Annotated in this window: 16 protein-coding genes; 2 read left to right on the forward strand and 14 right to left on the reverse strand. The window is 32.0% G+C overall.

Going from position 1 to position 19,928, the window contains the following annotated elements; genetic code table 11:
* Positions 1-132 precede the first annotated feature (132 nt).
* From folE to Q0891_RS10765, 3 genes are read right to left on the reverse strand one after another with little or no spacing between them, the layout of a single operon-like run.
* Positions 133-786, reverse strand: a complete 654-nt coding sequence (folE, locus tag Q0891_RS10755; RefSeq protein WP_299101512.1) for a GTP cyclohydrolase I FolE — start codon at positions 784-786, stop codon at positions 133-135.
* 34 nt (positions 787-820) lie between these two features.
* On the reverse strand, positions 821-1,171 hold the full coding sequence (locus tag Q0891_RS10760) for a MerC domain-containing protein (protein ID WP_299101514.1): 351 nt from the start codon (positions 1,169-1,171) through the stop codon (positions 821-823).
* Positions 1,172-1,214: 43 nt separating this feature from the next.
* Complete coding sequence (locus Q0891_RS10765; protein WP_299101515.1) at positions 1,215-2,441, reverse strand: GTP-binding protein; 1,227 nt, start codon at positions 2,439-2,441, stop codon at positions 1,215-1,217.
* A 91-nt stretch (positions 2,442-2,532) separates the two neighbouring features.
* On the opposite strand from Q0891_RS10765, the gene Q0891_RS10770 reads away from it, so the two are divergent.
* On the forward strand, positions 2,533-2,916 hold the full coding sequence (locus tag Q0891_RS10770) for a Fur family transcriptional regulator (protein WP_299101517.1): 384 nt from the start codon (positions 2,533-2,535) through the stop codon (positions 2,914-2,916).
* A gap of 9 nt (positions 2,917-2,925) precedes the next feature.
* On the opposite strand, the gene Q0891_RS10775 is transcribed toward Q0891_RS10770, so the two are convergent.
* The 3 genes from Q0891_RS10775 to Q0891_RS10785 are packed head-to-tail and all read right to left on the reverse strand — an operon-like array spanning position 2,926 to position 4,774.
* Positions 2,926-3,354 (reverse strand): DUF4268 domain-containing protein, encoded by a 429-nt coding sequence (locus tag Q0891_RS10775; RefSeq protein WP_299101518.1) that lies wholly within the window; start codon positions 3,352-3,354, stop codon positions 2,926-2,928.
* Position 3,355: 1 nt separating this feature from the next.
* Entirely contained in the window at positions 3,356-4,033 is a 678-nt protein-coding gene (locus tag Q0891_RS10780) for a ZIP family metal transporter (RefSeq protein WP_299101519.1), read from the reverse strand.
* 9 nt (positions 4,034-4,042) lie between these two features.
* Positions 4,043-4,774, reverse strand: a complete 732-nt coding sequence (locus tag Q0891_RS10785) for a class I SAM-dependent methyltransferase (RefSeq protein WP_299101520.1) — start codon at positions 4,772-4,774, stop codon at positions 4,043-4,045.
* A 55-nt stretch (positions 4,775-4,829) separates the two neighbouring features.
* Between Q0891_RS10785 and Q0891_RS10790 the strand changes: the two genes are divergently transcribed.
* On the forward strand, positions 4,830-5,990 hold the full coding sequence (locus tag Q0891_RS10790) for a THUMP domain-containing protein (protein ID WP_299101521.1): 1,161 nt from the start codon (positions 4,830-4,832) through the stop codon (positions 5,988-5,990).
* On the opposite strand, the gene Q0891_RS10795 is transcribed toward Q0891_RS10790, so the two are convergent.
* From Q0891_RS10795 to uvrA, 8 genes are all read right to left on the reverse strand, one after another.
* Positions 5,987-6,463 carry a hypothetical protein gene (locus tag Q0891_RS10795; RefSeq protein ID WP_299101522.1) on the reverse strand — a complete coding sequence of 159 codons (477 nt, stop codon included), beginning with the start codon at positions 6,461-6,463 and terminating at the stop codon, positions 5,987-5,989. The two genes, Q0891_RS10790 and Q0891_RS10795, sit on opposite strands and share 4 nt — an antisense overlap.
* A 79-nt stretch (positions 6,464-6,542) precedes the next feature.
* Positions 6,543-7,991 (reverse strand): hypothetical protein, encoded by a 1,449-nt coding sequence (locus tag Q0891_RS10800; protein WP_299101523.1) that lies wholly within the window; start codon positions 7,989-7,991, stop codon positions 6,543-6,545.
* A gap of 5 nt (positions 7,992-7,996) precedes the next feature.
* Complete coding sequence (locus Q0891_RS10805; protein WP_299101524.1) at positions 7,997-9,187, reverse strand: hypothetical protein; 1,191 nt, start codon at positions 9,185-9,187, stop codon at positions 7,997-7,999.
* Between the two features lie 360 nt (positions 9,188-9,547).
* Complete coding sequence (locus tag Q0891_RS10810; RefSeq protein ID WP_299101526.1) at positions 9,548-11,959, reverse strand: thiamine pyrophosphate-dependent enzyme; 2,412 nt, start codon at positions 11,957-11,959, stop codon at positions 9,548-9,550.
* A gap of 154 nt (positions 11,960-12,113) precedes the next feature.
* Positions 12,114-14,957, reverse strand: coding sequence for a metalloprotease (locus Q0891_RS10815; protein ID WP_299101527.1), 2,844 nt, complete (start codon positions 14,955-14,957; stop codon positions 12,114-12,116).
* Complete coding sequence (locus Q0891_RS10820; RefSeq protein WP_299101528.1) at positions 14,954-16,228, reverse strand: T9SS type A sorting domain-containing protein; 1,275 nt, start codon at positions 16,226-16,228, stop codon at positions 14,954-14,956. Before Q0891_RS10820 ends, Q0891_RS10815 begins: the two co-directional genes overlap by 4 nt.
* Before the next feature lie 26 nt (positions 16,229-16,254).
* Positions 16,255-16,941 carry a TIGR00730 family Rossman fold protein gene (locus Q0891_RS10825; protein WP_299101768.1) on the reverse strand — a complete coding sequence of 229 codons (687 nt, stop codon included), beginning with the start codon at positions 16,939-16,941 and terminating at the stop codon, positions 16,255-16,257.
* Positions 16,942-17,032: 91 nt separating this feature from the next.
* On the reverse strand, positions 17,033-19,861 hold the full coding sequence (gene uvrA, locus Q0891_RS10830) for an excinuclease ABC subunit UvrA (RefSeq protein WP_299101529.1): 2,829 nt from the start codon (positions 19,859-19,861) through the stop codon (positions 17,033-17,035).
* Positions 19,862-19,928 lie beyond the last annotated feature (67 nt).

Consider the following 19,928-nt stretch of genomic DNA (forward strand, 5'->3'; position numbering starts at 1 on the left):
TAAAATTATAGCGTTTAAAACGGCATTTATTTGTGTTTTAAACTTTAGCTTGTATAAAAAAACAGCATCTAAAAGATGCTGTTTTTTTTAACTTTAATATATGATACTTAGAAATTCTCATTATAGCTTCTATTATGATATAATTTTTAAAAATTCATTTCTAATAGCTGTGTCAGAAAAGCAACCACCATATTCTAGAGTAGTGGTAGAACTATTTTGGTCTTTTATGCCTCTTGAAGAAACACAAAGGTGTTTTGCAGTTACAGAAACAATAACATCTTTAGTGTCTAAAACATCTTGTAAATCGTTTAAAATTTGAAGTACTAAGCGTTCTTGCACTTGTGGTCTACGTGCATAATAATCTACCAAACGATTAATTTTAGAGAGACCAATTACTTTATCTTTTGGAATATATGCCACATGAGCATGGCCAACTATGGGTAGAAAATGATGTTCGCAAGCAGAGTCTATAGTTATATTTTGTTCTACTAGCATTTTATTATAACCATACTTATTATTGAACGTTGAAAGTTTTGGTTTATTCGCAGGATTTAATCCATAGAATAACTCTTTTACATACATTTTTGCAAAGCGATATGGTGTGCCAGACAAACTATCATCAGTTAAATCCAATCCCATTTCTTCCATTATCATTTTAAAATGATGCTGAATATTTTCAATTTTTTCGTCATCAGATTTATCAAATGCATCAGCTCGTAAAGGCGTTTTAATACTTGTAGCAAAATGATTGTCTCCTTCTATTTCAATTTGTTTTTTGTCTTTCATTTTTAAATCAAATTTCGTTTAAGACTGTACCTGTTTATTTAGAGCAATATTTAATGTTATATAAATGCCCAAGAATAATTAATCCAGAGAAAAGAAACATGGTATATTCAAAAACTTCTGCTTGATCTTCTAATAGCATAGACGTTACAAAGCCAATAAATGAAACCCATAAAAAGATACTAATAGGTTTTAAAAATCGTCCATTTGTAGCTTTGTATATTGAGATAAAGGCAACTGCAATAAAAAGGTAGGCTATTATTGGGTTGCTTATAAAACCAACTCCCATTGCGAGTAGTGCTGGTACAGCTAAACAATGCAGAATGCAAAGAAATGCACTAAAAGCTCCTAATTTATCTGCCCAATTTATTTGTTTTGTTTGAATCATTTTATTTGTAATTTATTATTCTAATTGTTGTGTTTTTATTTTTTTACATACCTATTGGGTACGCTCTTTCTACTGGCCAATTATCTTGAAACCCTTTTTGCCAATCTATAGTTTCAAGCTTTGTTGCAGTAAAAAGGCAATTATCTAATTGCTTTCTAATTAATGATTCGTCTAAATCTTGACCAATAAAGACAATCTCATTTTTTCTATCGCCAAATATGCTATGCCAATCGGCTTCAATAGTTTGTTGGTTTTCTACAAATGCCATTTGTTCAAAACGTTCTTGAAACGTCATGCTACTCCACCAAACACCAGCACTGTCTGCTCTAAGCGAACCACCAGCTTGTCCCCAAACCAAAGCTTGATCTGGTCTAGAGGCTATCCAAAATAACCCTTTACTTCGTAATATGTTTTGAGGGAATTCTTGCTGCGCATAGTGCCAAAAACGCTCTGGATGAAATGGTCTTTTAGTTCTAAAAACAAAAGAGCCAATACCATATTCTTCAGTTTCTGGTGTGTGTTCGTCCTTTTTTAATTCTTCAATCCAGCCTGCACTTTCTTCGGCTTCTTCAAAATTGAAGAGTTTGGTATTTAAAATTTCTTTTGGGTTCACTTTACAAAAGGATGATTCTATAATTTTAGCCGTTGGATTTAACTTTTGAATCGTAGCCTTTAAAATGCCTAAATGTTCTTTTGAAACTAAATCGGTTTTATTGAGTATAATGACATTACAAAACTCAATTTGGTCGGTCAATAAATTAACAATGGTTCTAAAATCATTTTCTATATCTGTAAGTTCTCGATCTACTAAACGTTCTGGACTCCCAAAATCTTTAAAGAAGTTAAAGGCATCAACAACAGTAACCATAGTGTCTACATAGCTAAATCTAGAGAGGTCTATATTGTTTTCTTCGTCTATAAACGAGAAGGTTTGAGCCACAGGTACAGGCTCGCTAATACCTGTGCTTTCTATGAGTAAATAGTCGAAGCGGTTTTCTTTGGCTAATCGTTCTACCTCAATCATTAAATCTTCTCGCAGTGTGCAACAGATACAACCATTACTCATTTCTACGAGTGTTTCTTCGGTTCTAGATAAGGTGTTCTCGCTTTTAACCAAATTGGCATCTACATTAACTTCACTCATGTCATTAACAATAACGGCAACTTTTAAACCTTCTTTATTGTGCAATACATGGTTGAGTAATGTGGTTTTTCCTGCGCCTAAAAAACCGCTTAAAACGGTTACTGGAAGTTTGTTTATGTTATTCATTTTAAGAAATAATTCTAATTTAATGCAACTGAGTTGCAAAACTATAGAATAAAGTTTGTAATTGCAACGTAGTTGCATTAAATTTGTACTCATGGGAATCATTAGAAAAACAAAAGCCGTAACCACTGTACTCAACATTTTTGAAGCACAAAATGAAGCTAAATCTGTAGTGCGCCTCGTTGAACTTTTAAAAGGCGATATGAATAAAACTACTGTTTACCGTGTGTTAGATAGACTAGAACAAGAAGGTGTTATACATTCCTTTAATGGTAAAGATGGTTTAAAGTGGTATGCAAAATGTGAAGAAAGCTGTACTTCTTATAAACATTTAGATTCGCATCCGCATTTTCAATGTACAGAATGTGATAAGGTTGAGTGCTTGTCTGTTGAGGTTAAGATTCCTAATATAAAAAACCACAGAGTAGATTCTACAGATATTCTATTACTTGGTCAATGCGAAGAATGTTGTGCTTAAAAGGTTGTTTTAGCCTTTAATAATGTCCTTGTATTCCTCAAAAAAGGCTTCGAATAAAGTCATGTTAACATTAAAGAATTCCATGACATCTCTCCACGAATTTTTATTGTGAATTGATACTTTTTGCTCCAAGGGTAAATAGATGCGAGAAATTTCTTTTCCGTTTTCTAAATAGAATTCTTCTTCAAAAATAGCGTCTGGTAAATAGTCGTTTTTCAATATACTTTTTAGAGCCACTAATTTTTCCCAATAATTAATTCTGTTTTCTAAATCGTCTTCTAAGTCTAATGCTATAAGTGCCGATTTTGTATTAAAATGAAATTTAAAGGATACACCTTTTGCTTTGGTATCGTATAACAGCCATTTTCTAGGAAATGATTTTCCGAAGCTGGTCCAAAATTCTTGTCGTAGTTGTCTAGATTCTTCCTTTGAAAACATGTTATAAAAAATATGCAATTAAGATTCCAAGGCAGATTGCAACTAGTTTAGATAAGTTGAATTTATGACCTTCGCTAGCTTCAAACAATATAGTTGTAGAAATATGTAAAAATATACCAATAACAAAGGCATTGATAACATCTACGTAATTTGCTACAAAAGGAATAGTATTAGAAATAAAAGTACCTAAAGGTGTCATAGCAGCAAAAGCAATTAAGAAACCTGTAATTTGAAGTTTTGTATAATTAGATTGTAATAGAAAAGCACCAATTAAGGCTGCAATAGGAATTTTATGAATCAATACACCATAAACCATATCGTTATGCTCGTGGATTGGGAAGCCTTCTAAAAAACTATGGATACATAAGCTTATAAAAAGTAACCATGGAAATTGGGTATCTTCCTTGTGTAAGTGCACGTGACCATGCTCTGCGCCTTTAGATAAAAATTCTAAAATAATTTGTAATAGAATACCGCACATTATAAAAAGTCCGGTTTGTTTAGCATTATCGATTTGATGGTATACTTCTGGTAATAAATCGAAAAGTGTAAGTGCGAGCAAGAATGCACCACTAAAAGACAACAGTAATTTGGTGCTAATGGATTTTTCTTTTTTAGTAAAAAAAGCAATACCAACACCAATAATTATGGCCAATATAGGAAGCAGATATTTGTTCATATGCCTGAGTTACTTAAAAATCATGATTAAGCGATCTGACGTTTTAGAGTGGTATTTACGTAATTTAAAATCCCCAAAAACATCTAAGAGATGAACATCTGCTTTATCGAATAGTAATTGAAAATCTTCTAAAGTGAAAGCTTTTACACGTTCTTGAAATTCAAAATGTTCGCCATCAGCTTCAAAATTTATATCCTTAATGATATAACCATCTTTTACGTACCGCTTTTGATGAAAATCAATGCCTTCAACGGTTTTAGTGTCTTCAGCAACTAAGTTTTCTATGACGTAATTGGTATTCATAAAGTCAATTACACCGAAACCAAACTCATTTAATTCGGCTTTAATAGCTTTTATGGTTTTAAGATTACATTTTTCATCTTCAAAATAGCCAAAACTTGTAAAGAGATTAAAAACGGCATCAAACGTATCTGGATATGGTTTACTCATATCATGTACGTTAAATTTTAAAGTATCGTTTTCAAATTGTTTGGCGTGTGTTATGCTTTTTTCTGATAAATCTACACCAGTTACATTATAACCCAACGAATTTAGATACACTGAATGTCTGCCTTTACCACAAGCTAAATCTAAAATTTTACCATGCTCAGGTAGATTGAGATAATTAGAAAGATTATCCATAAAGCCTTGTGCTTCCGTATAATCTCTGTCTTTATACAAAATATGGTAGTATGGTGTATCAAACCACGAAGCGTACCATTGTTTTTTTGATTTAGTCATAACGTTAAATGTCCTGCAAAAATAGTGTAAATTTGCAATCTATTTAAGGTAGTATATGGAAGATAATTTCAAAATGTTAGCCAAGACGTTATTTGGCTTCGAAGATATTTTAGCAAAAGAACTCACTCAACTTGGCGCAATGCAAGTAGAAAAAGGAGTTAGAAATGTAAGTTTTGTAGGAGACAAAGGCTTTATGTATAAGGCTAACCTTGGGATTAGAACTGCCATTAAAATCTTGAAACCTATTCATTCTTTTAGAGTTACAAAAGAAGAGGATCTTTATAAAAATGTAAAGAACATGAAATGGGAAAACTACTTGAAAGCAACGGGTTCTTTGGCTGTTGATGCTACTGTACATAATAGTGTTTTTACGCATTCGCTATATACAGCATTAAAAACAAAGGATGCTATTGTAGACCGTTTTAGAGATTTAGAAGGTGTGCGACCTGATGTAGATTTGCGTTTTCCGGATTTAAAAATAAATGTACACATAGATCGTCAACGTTGTACGATATCTTTAGACACTTCGGGAGAATCGCTGCATAGAAGAGGCTACAAGTCTGCCACTAATATTGCACCTATAAATGAAGTTTTAGCTGCTGGCTTAATAATGATGAGTGGTTGGGACGGTCAAAGTGATTTTATGGATCCAATGTGTGGTAGTGGTACCATGCTTGCAGAAGCCGCTATGATTGCTTGTAATATTCCGCCAAACTTAATGCGAAAGGAATTTGCTTTTGAGCGTTGGGAAGATTGGGATGTTGATTTGTTTGAAAAAATTGAGGAATCACTTTTAAAGAAAACAAGAGATTTTCATCATAAAATATTGGGCTATGATAAATCGCCTTCTGCTGTAGCCAAAGCAAAGGAGAATATGAAAAATGCGCATTTAGATGAATTTATTCATATACAACATGAAGATTTCTTTAAGACTAGAAAGTCTGGAGATGCAAAATTACATATGGTTTTTAATCCGCCTTATGGAGAGCGTTTAGAGAACTTAAATGTTGAAGAATTTTATGGTGATATTGGTACAACCTTAAAACATGGTTATCCTGGTACTAATGCTTGGTTAATAACCTCTAATCTTGAAGCTTTAAAGTTTGTTGGGTTAAGACCTTCTAGAAAAATTAAAGTCTTTAATGCAAAACTTGAAGCTAGATTGGTAAAATATGAAATGTACGAAGGAAGTAAGAAGACAAAGAAGAATCTTTAGTGTTCTAATTCTTCTAATTGTAAATTATAGTCGTACTGTAAATCTTCATGTAATATACTTACCTTTTTCTTTATAGATAAAATTTGGCGCTCATATAAGTTACTGAGTGTTGTGTTTCTATGTATTGAAGGTTTTAATTCATTAAGTCGTTCGCAGAAATAGAGTAGGAGTTCTACCTCTGTTGTTTTCTTTAAAGAATATCTGCTGTAAACTCTAATTTGTCTTAGAATCTTTCTAATCGTTTTCTTCATATAGAAATAGCTATCTGTGTTGATACCTTCAAACAATTCATCTAATGTAGATTTAACGCTTGCGATGTAACCATCTTCATCGTGAGATTCAAACAAAAGGTAAGTTAATAATGCTTTATTCTCTTTTTTAAACTTTCCTAAGCGTAAGCATAATTCTAGAAGTTCTTCCTGAGATAAATGTTTTAATTCTTTTTTTATAGTAACGATAGATTCAATCTTCATAATACAAAGTTATGAAACAAAAATGACAGCCTTAGTAGACTGTCATTTCTTATATTCTTAAAACAGTAATTAAATTTAATTACCAAGTCATTTTATTTAACCAATAATGGTCACCATATTTAGTTATATAGTAAACAATTCCATAATTTTTTACAGCAACTACGGTTTTTGGTAAAATATGAGGTGTAGTTGGCATGCTGTTTTCAGTTGGTCTAACTCTAGGCTTATTAAAAGTTCCTTCGTTATCAGTAAAAAATGAATTAAATGAAGATTTGCCGTTATAATTAGAAAATACTCGTAAACCGTTTTCTAAATTTAAAGCTGTGAACGATCCAATTTCCTTTTGCTGATTCTTTAATTTCATAGAATTAAATAAGGGTTTAAAACTTTTTAAGGTGCCTTTGGCGTCCATATTTACGATAACGCTAGAGCCATACGTATAGAAATAATCTAATTCTGTAGTCATTGTTCCTCCAGTTTTTCTAAATTCACTGTCCTTTAATTGTTTTTCTCCAAATACATAGATGTCATCACCTAAAACTTTTACATCAACTATAGCCAAACTTTTTAAATCTTCAGCATTTAGTGTAGAACTCCATTTATGTATACCAATTAATTTGTTAGCGCTTAAATCATATAAAAAAGCACCATCATTGTCTTGACCTTCTTTACTGTTAATCTTTAACATAGCTTTTTTACCAGACCAGAAAAAACCGGTTAACATAGGTTTTCCATTGACATCAATTAGTTGAGAAGCCATTGGCATAAATCCTATATCTGATAAGGTTTGTGTATCTACTGAATTGCCATCAAATGAAAGTAGTTCTGATTTTCTTGTTTTTTTATACTCATCTGTCACTTTTATGATAGTAACTTTACCAGAGTTATCAATATAAACCTCCTCGTTATAAGCTCTTTCACTCTCATAATTTAAAGTTTCGCTTTGTTCCCATAGAAGTTTCAGGGTTGAATCATATACCCAAACTTTAACTTTTTCATTCGATTTTTTTTCGAATGGCATATTGGCAAATATTGCGAATTTAGATTGATCAGGAGATATAGCAACATTGAAAAAACCAGATTTAGAATAACCATCTATGGCAAAAGATGCTAAAATGTTATTATCACTTACCGTATTTTGCGCTTGCGTATATACTTGCGCATTTAGTTGATGTTTTTTTGATTTTTTGTCCATAACTGTAGACAGGAAAATAAGTTGATCGTTCGTCTCAATTACTTGCTTAAGATCTGAGGCACGTAGGCCTAGTTTTGGCAAATTAAATGTTTTATTCTCGACGGCTTGCATGGATTGATCGTACTTAGTCAAAACCATAGCTTTAGTATTATCCATCATTACATTATCTAAATGATGTAAGGTCATAAAACCGTAAGGTGAAGGGAATACAATGCTATAGATATCCTTTTCACTTTCTTTTTTAAATGACTTGCCATGTTCCGTATTGAATGTTTGCGAAAATCCAAACAAAAATGTAAAACAAGCCGTAATGGTAATTATAATATGTCTCATAGTATTTATAGTTTATAAATTCTTTCTTCAAGTCTAGTGAATCTTATCTTCTCATCATAACTTAAATCTAAATCAATACGTTTTTCTTGCATTAGGCTCAATGTTTCCTCTGCCTGATTTTTATCTTTTAAACTAATATCCACATTCATTAAATTAAAGAAAATTATTTTTGCGACTTCCTTATTCATAATGGCCTTTTTATCCTTATAATCAATTTTATTGAGTTCAGATTTCCAAATTTCTCGGATGCTCATAATATCTTCACGGACTTTGTCTCTAGTCTCAGAACTAGAGTCTTCTTTTAATTTTCTATAGGCAGAGATCGCCTTAATTTTTGCATTCTCTAAAATATCGTATTCTCTTTTTTTGTTTTTTGGGTACCCAATTTTAATAGCTGTAGAAAAAGGTACAAATCCAAATTCAGTATTAATATATTTATTAATGTCATTCATTATTTTATTGACATTGTTTTTTTCATAACGATCTAAATTAATTGTATTACTAGAGGAAGATGTTAAAAATTTAAATTCTTCATCAAAAGATTTTTCATCAATTACGGTAGCACCATTTAGAACAGTTAGTTTAGTAGGTTGACTATAAAATGTTTGACCACCATTAGTTTGAAATACCATTTTAGAAATATTTATAGCAAATATAACACCGTCACCACGCTCATAACCAGATAATTTTATGCCATCAGCTAAAACTTGACTATCAAATATAAGATGGTCGTTTAGGTTAGGTTCGTAATATACAGGTTCTCTAGGTTCTACATATCTCGGCTTTGCAGGCACAATAAGTTTCGGTTTTTTACCTTGATCTGTAAGAGATAAACGCTCAATAAGACTGAGCTCTTTAAAGTCCTTCATTTCCTTGTCATAACGTGCTTCAGATTTTTTTACTTCATCGTCATAACCTGCTAATTTATCCTCATACTCTTCTTTACTTTCCTTAAGAACATTATCAAAGTTGGCTTTTTTAACTTCAAATTCTTCCAAAGATTGAGCTCTAACCTCTTCTTCAGTTAAAGTATAAGGAATTTCTACTATCACTTTGTATGCATTTATTGATTCATCTAATGCATTTTGTGGTGTTTTAACATCGTAGTAATTTACGGTTTCATACATTGCTCTCTGTGAAAACCCAACAGTATATACCATTAAAGCAGTAAGCGTTAGTAAAAGATAATTTTTCATTTTATTAGTTTTAATTTGAGATTTTTATGGGCTTAAAAGTACATAAATTAATAAATTATATCTAAATCTATAGATAATTGGTTAATTGTCTGTATAACAGTTGATAAGCTGTAATTTTTTTATTTTTTTGAAAGAAAAGTGAATTTGCTGTTAAATCTAGAAGTGGTAGTGGAGCAAACGTCCATTATAATTATTGAAGCTTGAAATATATAAATATGGCAAATTATTGAGGTGTTTGTTTTAATTAGAAAGAGAAAATCTATTAGAGTCTAATTGAAAACAATACCGATACGACTTAACTAATTATGCCATTAACATAGTTAAGCCAATAATAATTTCTAAAATTTTAGATAAATTTAATTATCGTAATTTTGGAAAATCAGCTGGATTTAATTCATGCATTACATCGTAAATCGCTTCAAAAATATCTTCTACAGAAGGCTTTGAAAAATAATCGCCATCAGTACCATAAGCTGGTCTGTGCGGTTGAGCCGCTAAAGTTTTTGGTTTGCTATCTAGATACTCAAAAGCATTTTGTTCATTAAGTATTTGATCTAAAATATAAGCTGAAGCACCTCCTTTTACATCTTCATCAATAACCATAACACGATTAGTTTTCGTGATACTTTTAACAATATCATGATTTAAATCAAATGGTAATAAGGACTGTACGTCAATAATTTCAGCATCGATACCAACAGCTTGCAATTCTTTAGCAGCTTGTTCTACTAAACGTAACGTAGAACCGTAAGAAACTAAGGTAATATCGTCTCCTTTTCTTATAGTTTCAACAACACCAATTGGCGTTTTAAATTCTCCTATATTGTTTGGTAATTTTTCTTTTAATCTATAACCATTTAAGCATTCTACAACTAAAGCAGGTTCATCACTAGCTAATAAAGTGTTATAAAAACCAGCAGCTTTAGTCATATTTCTTGGAACTAATACATGTATACCTCTCACTAAATTAAGAACGCCTCCCATTTGAGAACCAGAATGCCAAATACCTTCTAAACGGTGGCCACGAGTTCTAACAATTAATGGTGCTTTTTGGCGACCTTTAGTTCTATACTGAACGGTTGCCAAATCGTCACTCATTATTTGTAAAGCGTACATAATATAATCGAGGTACTGAATTTCTGCAATAGGACGTAAGCCACGCATTGCCATACCAATACCTTGGCCAATAATTGTAGCTTCTCTAATTCCGGTATCTGATACTCTTAATTCGCCATATTTTTCTTGTAAACCTTCTAAGCCTTGATTAACATCACCAATGTAGCCTGCATCTTCTCCAAAAATTAGACTTTCGGGATATTTGCTAAAAATAGCATCAAAATTTTCTCTTAACACTAAACGTCCATCAACTTCTTCTGCTTGTTCATTATAGGTTGGTAAAACTTCCGTTTGATTTAGTGCTCTATGTTGCGATTCACTGTATAAATGTGAACTATATTTAGGTTGTATATTAGCTATATAATTGTTAATCCAATTTTGAACAGCCCCTTTTGCGCTAGAAGTTTCTGATACCACATAGCGTAATGATTTACGTGCTGCAGATAAAATATCTTTTCTTAAAGGCTCATCAATAGCCTCTAATTCACTTATTAATTTTTTGATAAAAACGCCGTTAGGACTTGTAGTAGCTAATTCATCTAATAAACGTATGGCTTGTTTGCTCTCTGCAACAATTGGGTTGATGAATGCAAGCCATGCATCTTTCTTAGCGGCTCTAACTTCTCTTTTTATAGCACGTTCAAGGACTAATAATTCTTCGTCAGTAGCAATATTATTAGATACTATCCATTTACGCATTTGTACATTACAATCGTACTCTGCTTCCCAATTAAGGCGATCTGAATCTTTGTAACGCTCATGAGATCCTGATGTAGAATGCCCTTGAGGTTGGGTTAATTCTTGAACATGAATCATAACAGGAACATGTTCCTTTCTAGAAATTTGAGCTGCTCGTTGGTAAGTATCCATTAATTCTGGATAATTCCATCCATCAACTCTAAAAATCTCGTATCCTTTTTGATCTTCGTCGCGTTGAAAACCTTTTAATATTTCAGAAATATTTTCTTTAGTCGTTTGGTGTCTTGCATGTACAGAAATACCATAATGATCATCCCAAATACTTATTACCATTGGTACTTGTAAAACACCAGCAGCATTAATAGTCTCGAAGAATAGTCCTTCACTAGTACTAGCATTACCAATAGTTCCCCAAGCAATTTCATTTCCAGACCTTGAGAAATTAGTAGTATCAATACCTTCAACTTGTCGATATATTCTAGATGCTTGAGCTAAACCTAAAAGTCTTGGCATTTGGCCAGCAGTAGGAGATATATCTGCGCTAGAGTTTTTTTGCTCTGTTAAGTTTTTCCAATTGCCTTGTTCGTCTAAACTGTGTGTGGCAAAATGACCACCCATTTGTCTACCTGCAGACATTGGTTCTTCATTTATATCTGTATTGGCATATAAACCTGCAAAAAATTGCTCGATGGTTAATTCTCCAATGGCCATCATAAAGGTTTGGTCTCTGTAATAACCAGATCTAAAATCGCCATTTTCAAACGCTTTTGCCCATGCTATTTGTGGTATTTCTTTACCATCGCCAAAAATTCCGAATTTTGCTTTTCCTGTTAAAACTTCCCTACGACCCAACAGGCTACATTCTCTGCTGGTAACAGCAAGCTTATAGTCATTTAAAACTTCTGTTTTAAAATCTTCAAAAGTAATCTCTGTTTTGGTATTAAGGTTTGTCTTCATGTAGGTATAGCTAATATCTAACAAAAGTACGAAATTTTGAAGTTTTATACAACACTACATAATGTTATAATATTATATAATTGCCAGTATAACCACGTTTTTATTGATGATTATTTAATTACATGTGGTAATTTAACATTTTAGTAAGAATTTATTAATACCACTTTCTTCTAAAAAGACCTAGAAGTACATTTGGGTCTACAGTAAACATAAACCTAATGCTTTGATCATAGTTGGGTTGGGCAATTTCCCAACCAAGATTAGAGTATATAGGTAAGAATATTTCGAAGTAATCTTCTACTAAATTTAATCTTATACCAGAATCATAAACGAATTTAGCATTCTGAAACTTATTTTTCACTAAACCTACATCGCCATATGCTTGTATATATCGCCATATGGATGTGCTAAAATTTGCTGTTGTCATCCATTGATTTGCAAATTCCTGCTCTAATTGAGATTTAAAACCACCTTCTGTAATAATAATTTGTTGACTGAATAAACCTGCTGCTTCTGAGCGACCTAAATAATTGAGGTCAAACAAGTAATCTGTTGGTCTATCTAAAGCAAAACTAAAGTAGTTAGAACCTGGATCTGAATCATTATCGAGGAAGAAGCCAGCATAGAATCTAAAATTGATGTTTCTATTGCTTTTTGTGAGTTTTCTAAATTCGTAATTAAATGATAATTTACTAAACTTATCAGCGACTTGAATATCAGTGTAGAAGCTTGAAAAATTTATTCTTCCAGGATTATGATGTGTATATCTTAAGTTAAATACACCATAATCTGGTTCGTCTAAAACAATTGTTGCATCGTCACCTAATTCTCTTTTTATACTTACATATCTCGCTGTGATTTGGTCGGTTTGATTAGATCTAAAATCTGAATCATCTCTAAAAACAAACGAAATTGATGGACGGATTCTTGTGAAAAAAGCATCTTCTGCGAATGATTTATAGCCTGCAGCAATACCATATGTAATATTAAATAAATTCTGATTTTCTAAATTATGAGTATAGAAAATCGAAGTGGAGCCTGTTAAAGATCTAGACTTTGTAGCGTATTGAGGAGAAAATCTATAATTAAGACGTTTTCTCAATATGGTTTTATTGTACACTTTAGTACCTAATGTTAAACCATCGTAGATATTATTGAACTCCACCAAAGGCATGAAGAATATCTGATTGTAATTGGGATCTTCAACATCCTTAAATAGTCTAAATTGTAGAGGTTTGTTTTTTAGAAAATTGCCTTCAACCGCTTTTATGTTGTCTCGTTGATTGAACTCTGGAATAACATTATCATAGCCTAAAGCAAATTTTTCAGTACTATCTTTAGCTAGTGTGATTGTTTGTTTGCCCTTTATATTTTCAACCCAAAATTGATCTATAATGGAATCATTTTTCAGTTTGAACAATGAAATAGGCATTCTGTTTTCCCGCTTATTTTTTATGGTAACTTTTAACGAATCTTGAATATCTACAATAGATTCTATTTTAAAATCAATTTTCTTTCTTGTGTTAATGTAGTCTGTAAAAAACCAATCAATATCTTTTTTAGTTTTTGATTTTAAAAACTTTTCAAAATCATTTATTTCTATAGCTTTTAATTGATTTTCTTTTAAGAAGTCTGTTATCTTTTTGCTGAGGTTAATATCATTTGTAAAATGATCTAAGTAATTAAGACCAACACCTGCCTTATATTTGCCTGCAATATTAGCATTAAATTTAGTAAGTGAATCTTTGGGAGTTGTAATGGGTTGATCTCTGTTTTTTCTTGCAATTTCCATTGAATAAAGAAAATACTGAAAATTAAAATCGAGATCAGAGGCATGGAATGATCTAATTCCCCATACGTCTGCAAGAGTTCCTAAAAGTTTTTGGTCAGAATAATTTTCTTCAACATATTTGATTAAAAAATAGATTTGAAGTCCTTCACTCAACCAATGTTCTTTTCTTGGATTAAGTAAAAGAACGTTATCCAAATATTTTTTTAAAGCTGTTTTTAGAACTTTTAATTCATATTGAAATTCAGCCGGAAAAGGTCTAAAAAAACTAGGAAGTTGATTTAAACCGTAAAGTGGGTTTTTGTGATAATCTATATTTGAAACTAATAATTTTTGATGCGGATAATCTCCTAAATGTTGAGTTAAGAATCTAGTAATTTTATCAGTAATTACTGCTTTAGCTGGACCTGAGGACAGTCCTTTTTCATTAATGTTAGTGATTAAAACAAAATCATCTGTTTGAACAGAATTGAATGTTGGAAACTTATTTAACGATAAGTAAGTATCTGTTCTGTCTTTGCCAATTAATGTGGTGGTTTGCGTCGGTTCTTTTGAGTTGCTTTTTATATCATAAAAATCTAATTCTGAAGTAACCCTATAATTTCTAGGATGCGTTATCGATAAAGTTATATCCGCTTTTGGAATAAATAAATCATCGAGGTTTTTATTACTATAATATTGCCATTTCCCGTTGTAGACTACAGGAGTTATATACCAGTATTTCAGTTCAAAATCTTCGGTTTTAGTAACACCATAATCTGTAAATGTAGCATCAGGTATTAAGAGGTTATATTTGAGATTTATTTGGTAATATTCACCAGGTTTTAAAGATTTGTTTAGTGCAACTTTAATAACGTCTGGATGTGTTTTTAGCCTGGTAAACTTTAGGATATTAGTAGTTGTATCAACTATTGAGGTTACAACAGTGTAACCACGTTGGTCACTCTTGGCTAAATGAAATTTAGTGCTAAATTCTTCTTCAAATCGTTTAGCTAAAGGAGTAGATTTTGTTGAATAACTATTATTCCAATCACTCAAATATATTTCATCGAGAACGTCATCAGACTCGTTTTTGTATATGATTGTTTGATTAATTGAAATAGTCTTAGTTTCTACATTTACTTTAGCATCAATATCTAGTTTGTTTTGAGCTACACTAGGTACGCTAAAAACAAATAATAGAAAAGATATGACTAACGCGTACTTCAATTTGAAACAATAAATTTTAAGGGATTACTATTGCCGTGTGAAAGTACTAAATAGTATAAGCCATTTTGTAATTCTGAAACATTGAAAAATTGTTTTGTATCTGAATTTAAATTAAAGGTCTTAACCGATTGACCTAATGCATTGTAAGCAATTAGTTGTTGATTAATGTTATTTGATTCATTCATGTTAACAATAAGCGTGTCGTTTATTAATGTTTGCTCTAAACTAAATGCAGTTACAGTTTTAAAATCGTCAATACTTAAAAATGATTCATCCGTTTCTAATGATAATGTTACGGGAAGGTGATCGCTAAAGTTATGTAATGCATTTCGTAATGTATACGAAAATTGTGAGCCTGTGGTTTCACAGTCATTAGAATTAATAGATTTATTCCAACAAGATGCTAAACCGTTATTGCCATATACTTTATAAGAATTAGGTACATAAGTTATGTTGGCTGTATTAATCATGTTTTCTGATGTTAGGATAAAATCAAAACGATCATCAAAACCACCAGTAGAACCTCCCATTCCTGTTTGGGTTCTTGTAGATTGTGTAAATACATCTACATAACTGGAGTTGTTATGCCAACTGCCAATTCGGTTAGCAGGATCTGCAAAAGTAATGTTGTTACTCGCGTTTATCAGTGATTGGAAAGCAGCTTCGCTAGAAGTGTACACGTTTAAATCGCCTCCTAACAGTACATTTGTGTCTGTTGGTAAAGTATCTAAATAGGATTCTAGGTCTAAAATCATTTCATAACGTTTTTGAGCGTTAGAAGTTCCACTAGAAGCCTTTAAATGCCCAATAATTATATAAATCTCTATTGGGTTGGTATCTTGATTTACTGAGTTTAATTGCACACGATATACATTAAAATCTCTTAAATATGTTGGTACAATAATTTCTTCTTCAACTGAAAACTTAGTGCTATCATAATACAATAGGTTTTGTAAATCGTTTTGGTCGCCATAATTATCATCTGATGAATTAGAAACGTAACTCGCCATTTCAAAATTAGAGTTAATGGCGGATTTTGCAGTATTTAAAACATTTGTTGCACCAGTGATATTATTTAGTTCGCAAACTAAAAATAAATCTGGCTGATAATCATTAAGAATGTATTCTAAGTCATTAATTCTATTTGAAACGGCATCTTCTAACGGATAATTAAGTAAATTATAAAACATCACTTTAAAGGTTTCTTGTGCAGAAACATTTGAATATGCGAATAGAATTATTGTAAAAAAACCAATGATTTTCTTTTTCATAGCATTGAATTAAAAAAATGGTTTTCTTAGAAATTTGGACTAAGATCGTATTCTTTATAGAAATCATTAAGAATTTCAATTACTTCATCTCCTGTATCTACAAGATGAACAAGGTCTAAATCCTTTTCACTTATATTTCCAGCTCCTAATAAAGTAGATTTAACCCAATCCATTAATCCGCCCCAAAATTCTTTGCCAACTAAAATAATTGGAAAGGTTTCTATTTTATGAGTTTGTATTAGGGTAATGGCTTCAAATAATTCATCTAAAGTTCCAAATCCTCCTGGCATTACTACAAAACCTTGAGAGTACTTAACGAACATAACCTTTCGTACAAAAAAGTAGTCAAAGTCTAAGCTTTTGTCATTGTCGATGTACGGATTGTCATGTTGTTCAAATGGTAGTTCAATATTTAAACCAACAGATGTTCCTCCTGCAATGTGAGCGCCTTTATTTCCTGCTTCCATAATACCTGGTCCACCACCTGTAATAACTCCATAGCCTTGATCTACTATTTTAGAAGCAACTTCTTCTGCTAACTTATAGTACTTATGGTCTGGTTTTGTTCTTGCTGATCCAAATATTGAAACACAAGGTCCTATTTTACTTAGTTTTTCATAGCCGTTAACAAATTCACCCATGATTTTAAAAATAGCCCAAGAGTCATTTGTTTTTATTTCATTCCAACCTTTATTTTTCACTTCGTTTCTCATATATAAGTCTTCTGTATTTTTTTTAAATTGACAACTCGCTAAAGTACTTATTTTCTCTATACTATCGCTCTCTACAATTGTCAATATATTGTTAATTCATTTCTTTCTTTAAAAACTTAGCTGTAAAGCTCTTTTTGTCTTTAATAATCTGTTCTGGTGTACCTTTAGCTACCACTTGGCCACCACCTTTTCCGCCTTCGTAGCCAATATCTATAATATAGTCTACAGTTTTAATAACATCGAGATTATGTTCTATTATTAAAACGGTATTTCCTTTGTCTGCTAATTTATTCAGTACTTTCATAAGTACTCTAATATCTTCAAAATGTAAACCAGTTGTTGGCTCATCTAGAATATAAAATGTATTACCAGTATCACGCTTGCTCAATTCTGTAGCTAGCTTAATTCGTTGTGCTTCACCACCAGAAAGTGTAGTACTTTGTTGGCCAAGCGTTATGTAACCCAAGCCAACATCTTTAATCGTTTTTAGTTTTCTGTGGATTTTAGGAATATGTTCAAAGAAACTTACAGCTTCTTCTATCGTCATATTTAGTACATCACTAATAGATTTTCCTTTATAACGAATTTCTAATGTTTCGCGATTAAAGCGCTTACCTTGGCAGGTTTCGCACTCCACATGCACATCTGGTAAAAAATTCATTTCTATTACCCGTAAACCGCCTCCTTGACAAGTTTCACATCTACCACCTTTTACATTAAAGCTAAAACGACCAGGTTTGTACCCTCTAATCATAGCTTCTGGTATCATGGCAAATAACTTTCTTATTTCATCAAAAGTTTTAGTGTAAGTTGCAGGATTACTTCGTGGTGTTCTGCCAATTGGTGATTGATTAATATCAATAACTTTATCTAAATGTTCTAAACCTTTTATGCTTTTGTACGGCATCGGTTTCTTTACACCATTAAAATAATGTGCATTAAGAATAGGGTAGAGGGTTTCGTTTATTAAGGTAGATTTACCACTACCAGAAACACCAGTGATACCAATCATTTTACCTAAAGGAAATTCTACATCTACATTTTTAAGGTTGTTACCTGTACAGCCTTTTAAAATCAACTTTTTTCCGTTGCCCTTACGCCTAGTTTTTGGTATTGTAATTTCTTTTTCGCCGTTTAAATAAGCAGCAGTAAGAGTTTGTTGTTGCAGCAATTCTTCAGGCGTTCCTTCACTTATTATTTCACCACCATACTTACCAGCAAATGGTCCAATATCAATGACATGATCTGCACGCTCTATCATATCTTTATCATGTTCTACGACGATAACAGAGTTACCAACATCGCGAAGTGACACTAAAGAATTAATAAGTTTTTCATTATCTCGTTGATGTAAACCAATACTTGGTTCATCTAAAATATAAAGTACACCAACTAACTGAGAACCTATTTGTGTGGCTAAACGAATACGCTGTGCCTCACCACCAGATAATGATTTAGAACTTCGGTTTAGAGATAAATAAGTTAAGCCAACATCTAATAAAAATTGTACTCTGCTTCTTATTTCCTTAATAATTTCTGTTGAAATTTTTTGTTGTTTATTAGTGAGTCGTTCCGTTAAACCATCTAACCATTTACCAAGTTCTACAACATCCATTTTTACTAATTCAGCTATACTTTTGCCATCTACTTTAAAATAAAGTGATTCTTTTCGTAATCGCGAACCTTCACATACAGGACATTCAATTTTGTCCATATATTCTTTTGCCCAACGCACTAAAGATGTTGAATCTGAATTGTATTGACTTTCTATAAAATTGGCAACACCTTCAAAATCTATTTTATAATCTCGTGAAACGCCAAGTAATTTACTTTCTACAGTGAACTTATCTTTACCACCATGCAGAATAACTTGTTTGGCTTCATCTGGAATATCTTTCCAAGGCGTATTTAACGAAAAATCAAAGCGTTGTGCAATGGTTTCAAACTGTTTAAAAATCCAACTCTTTTTTTGTGGACCATGTGGCGCAAGTGCACCATTTTTTATAGATAACGATTCATCCGGAACTAATTTTTGGTCATTAACCACATACAATTCGCCGATACCATTACAATTAGAACAAGCTCCTTTAGGTGAATTGAACGAAAAATTATTTGGTTCAGGATTTGGATATGAAATACCAGAAGAAGGACACATTAAATTTCGACTAAAAAAACGAGTCTCGTTAGTGTCTTGGTCAATCACTAAAAGCACATCTTCTCCATGATACATTGCTGTATTTATGGATTCCATAAGACGTTTTTCATTGTCTTGAGATTCGTCTATCTTTAATCTATCGATTACAATCTCAATATCATGTGTTTTGTAACGGTCTAATTTCATACCTTTTTCAAGGTCAACAATTTTGCCATCCGTTCTTACTTTTACAAAACCTTGTTTGGCAATTTGCTCAAAAAGTTCGCGATAATGACCTTTACGAGAACGAATTACAGGTGATAAAATATTAATACGTTTGCCTTTGTAAGATTTTAGTATTAAATCTTTTATCTGCTCATCGTTATAACTAACCATTTGCTCTCCAGTCTCATAACTGTAAGCATCAGCTGCTCTTGCGTAGAGTAGACGTAAAAAATCATAGATCTCTGTTATAGTACCAACTGTTGAGCGAGGCGACTTACTAGTCGTTTTTTGCTCAATAGCAATCACTGGAGATAAGCCATCAATTTTATCTACATCTGGTCGTTCTAAACTTCCCAAAAATTGACGAGCATAAGCCGAAAAAGTTTCAATATAACGACGTTGTCCTTCAGCATAAATAGTATCGAAAGCTAATGAAGATTTTCCACTACCAGATAAGCCAGTAATTACAACCAGCTTTTCTCTAGGAATGGTAACGTCTATATTTTTTAAGTTGTGCACACGTGCACCTTTTACTTCAATGGAATCGTTGAATTGGCTCATAAATGGTTTAAATTCTTCCTTTTTTAGCAGAAACGCAAAGGTACGATTTTAGTTGTTAAATTGAAGT

It is taken from the genome of uncultured Winogradskyella sp., from assembly GCF_947498005.1.
Taxonomy (GTDB): Bacteria; Bacteroidota; Bacteroidia; order Flavobacteriales; family Flavobacteriaceae; genus Winogradskyella.

Bases quoted from the DNA above. Each gene is read 5' to 3' on its own strand.
- Q0891_RS10795 (WP_299101522.1), bottom strand. From the start codon at position 6,463: ATGAAGATTGAATCTATCGTTACTATAAAAAAAGAATTAAAACATTTA.
- Q0891_RS10825 (WP_299101768.1), bottom strand. From the start codon at position 16,941: ATGAGAAACGAAGTGAAAAATAAAGGTTGGAATGAAATAAAAACAAAT.
- Q0891_RS10800 (WP_299101523.1), bottom strand. From the start codon at position 7,991: ATGAGACATATTATAATTACCATTACGGCTTGTTTTACATTTTTGTTT.
- Q0891_RS10765 (WP_299101515.1), bottom strand. From the start codon at position 2,441: ATGAATAACATAAACAAACTTCCAGTAACCGTTTTAAGCGGTTTTTTA.
- Q0891_RS10775 (WP_299101518.1), bottom strand. From the start codon at position 3,354: ATGTTTTCAAAGGAAGAATCTAGACAACTACGACAAGAATTTTGGACC.
- Q0891_RS10770 (WP_299101517.1), top strand. From the start codon at position 2,533: ATGGGAATCATTAGAAAAACAAAAGCCGTAACCACTGTACTCAACATT.
- Q0891_RS10810 (WP_299101526.1), bottom strand. From the start codon at position 11,959: ATGAAGACAAACCTTAATACCAAAACAGAGATTACTTTTGAAGATTTT.
- Q0891_RS10820 (WP_299101528.1), bottom strand. From the start codon at position 16,228: ATGAAAAAGAAAATCATTGGTTTTTTTACAATAATTCTATTCGCATAT.
- Q0891_RS10780 (WP_299101519.1), bottom strand. From the start codon at position 4,033: ATGAACAAATATCTGCTTCCTATATTGGCCATAATTATTGGTGTTGGT.
- Q0891_RS10790 (WP_299101521.1), top strand. From the start codon at position 4,830: ATGGAAGATAATTTCAAAATGTTAGCCAAGACGTTATTTGGCTTCGAA.
- folE (WP_299101512.1), bottom strand. From the start codon at position 786: ATGAAAGACAAAAAACAAATTGAAATAGAAGGAGACAATCATTTTGCT.
- uvrA (WP_299101529.1), bottom strand. From the start codon at position 19,861: ATGAGCCAATTCAACGATTCCATTGAAGTAAAAGGTGCACGTGTGCAC.
- Q0891_RS10760 (WP_299101514.1), bottom strand. From the start codon at position 1,171: ATGATTCAAACAAAACAAATAAATTGGGCAGATAAATTAGGAGCTTTT.
- Q0891_RS10785 (WP_299101520.1), bottom strand. From the start codon at position 4,774: ATGACTAAATCAAAAAAACAATGGTACGCTTCGTGGTTTGATACACCA.
- Q0891_RS10805 (WP_299101524.1), bottom strand. From the start codon at position 9,187: ATGAAAAATTATCTTTTACTAACGCTTACTGCTTTAATGGTATATACT.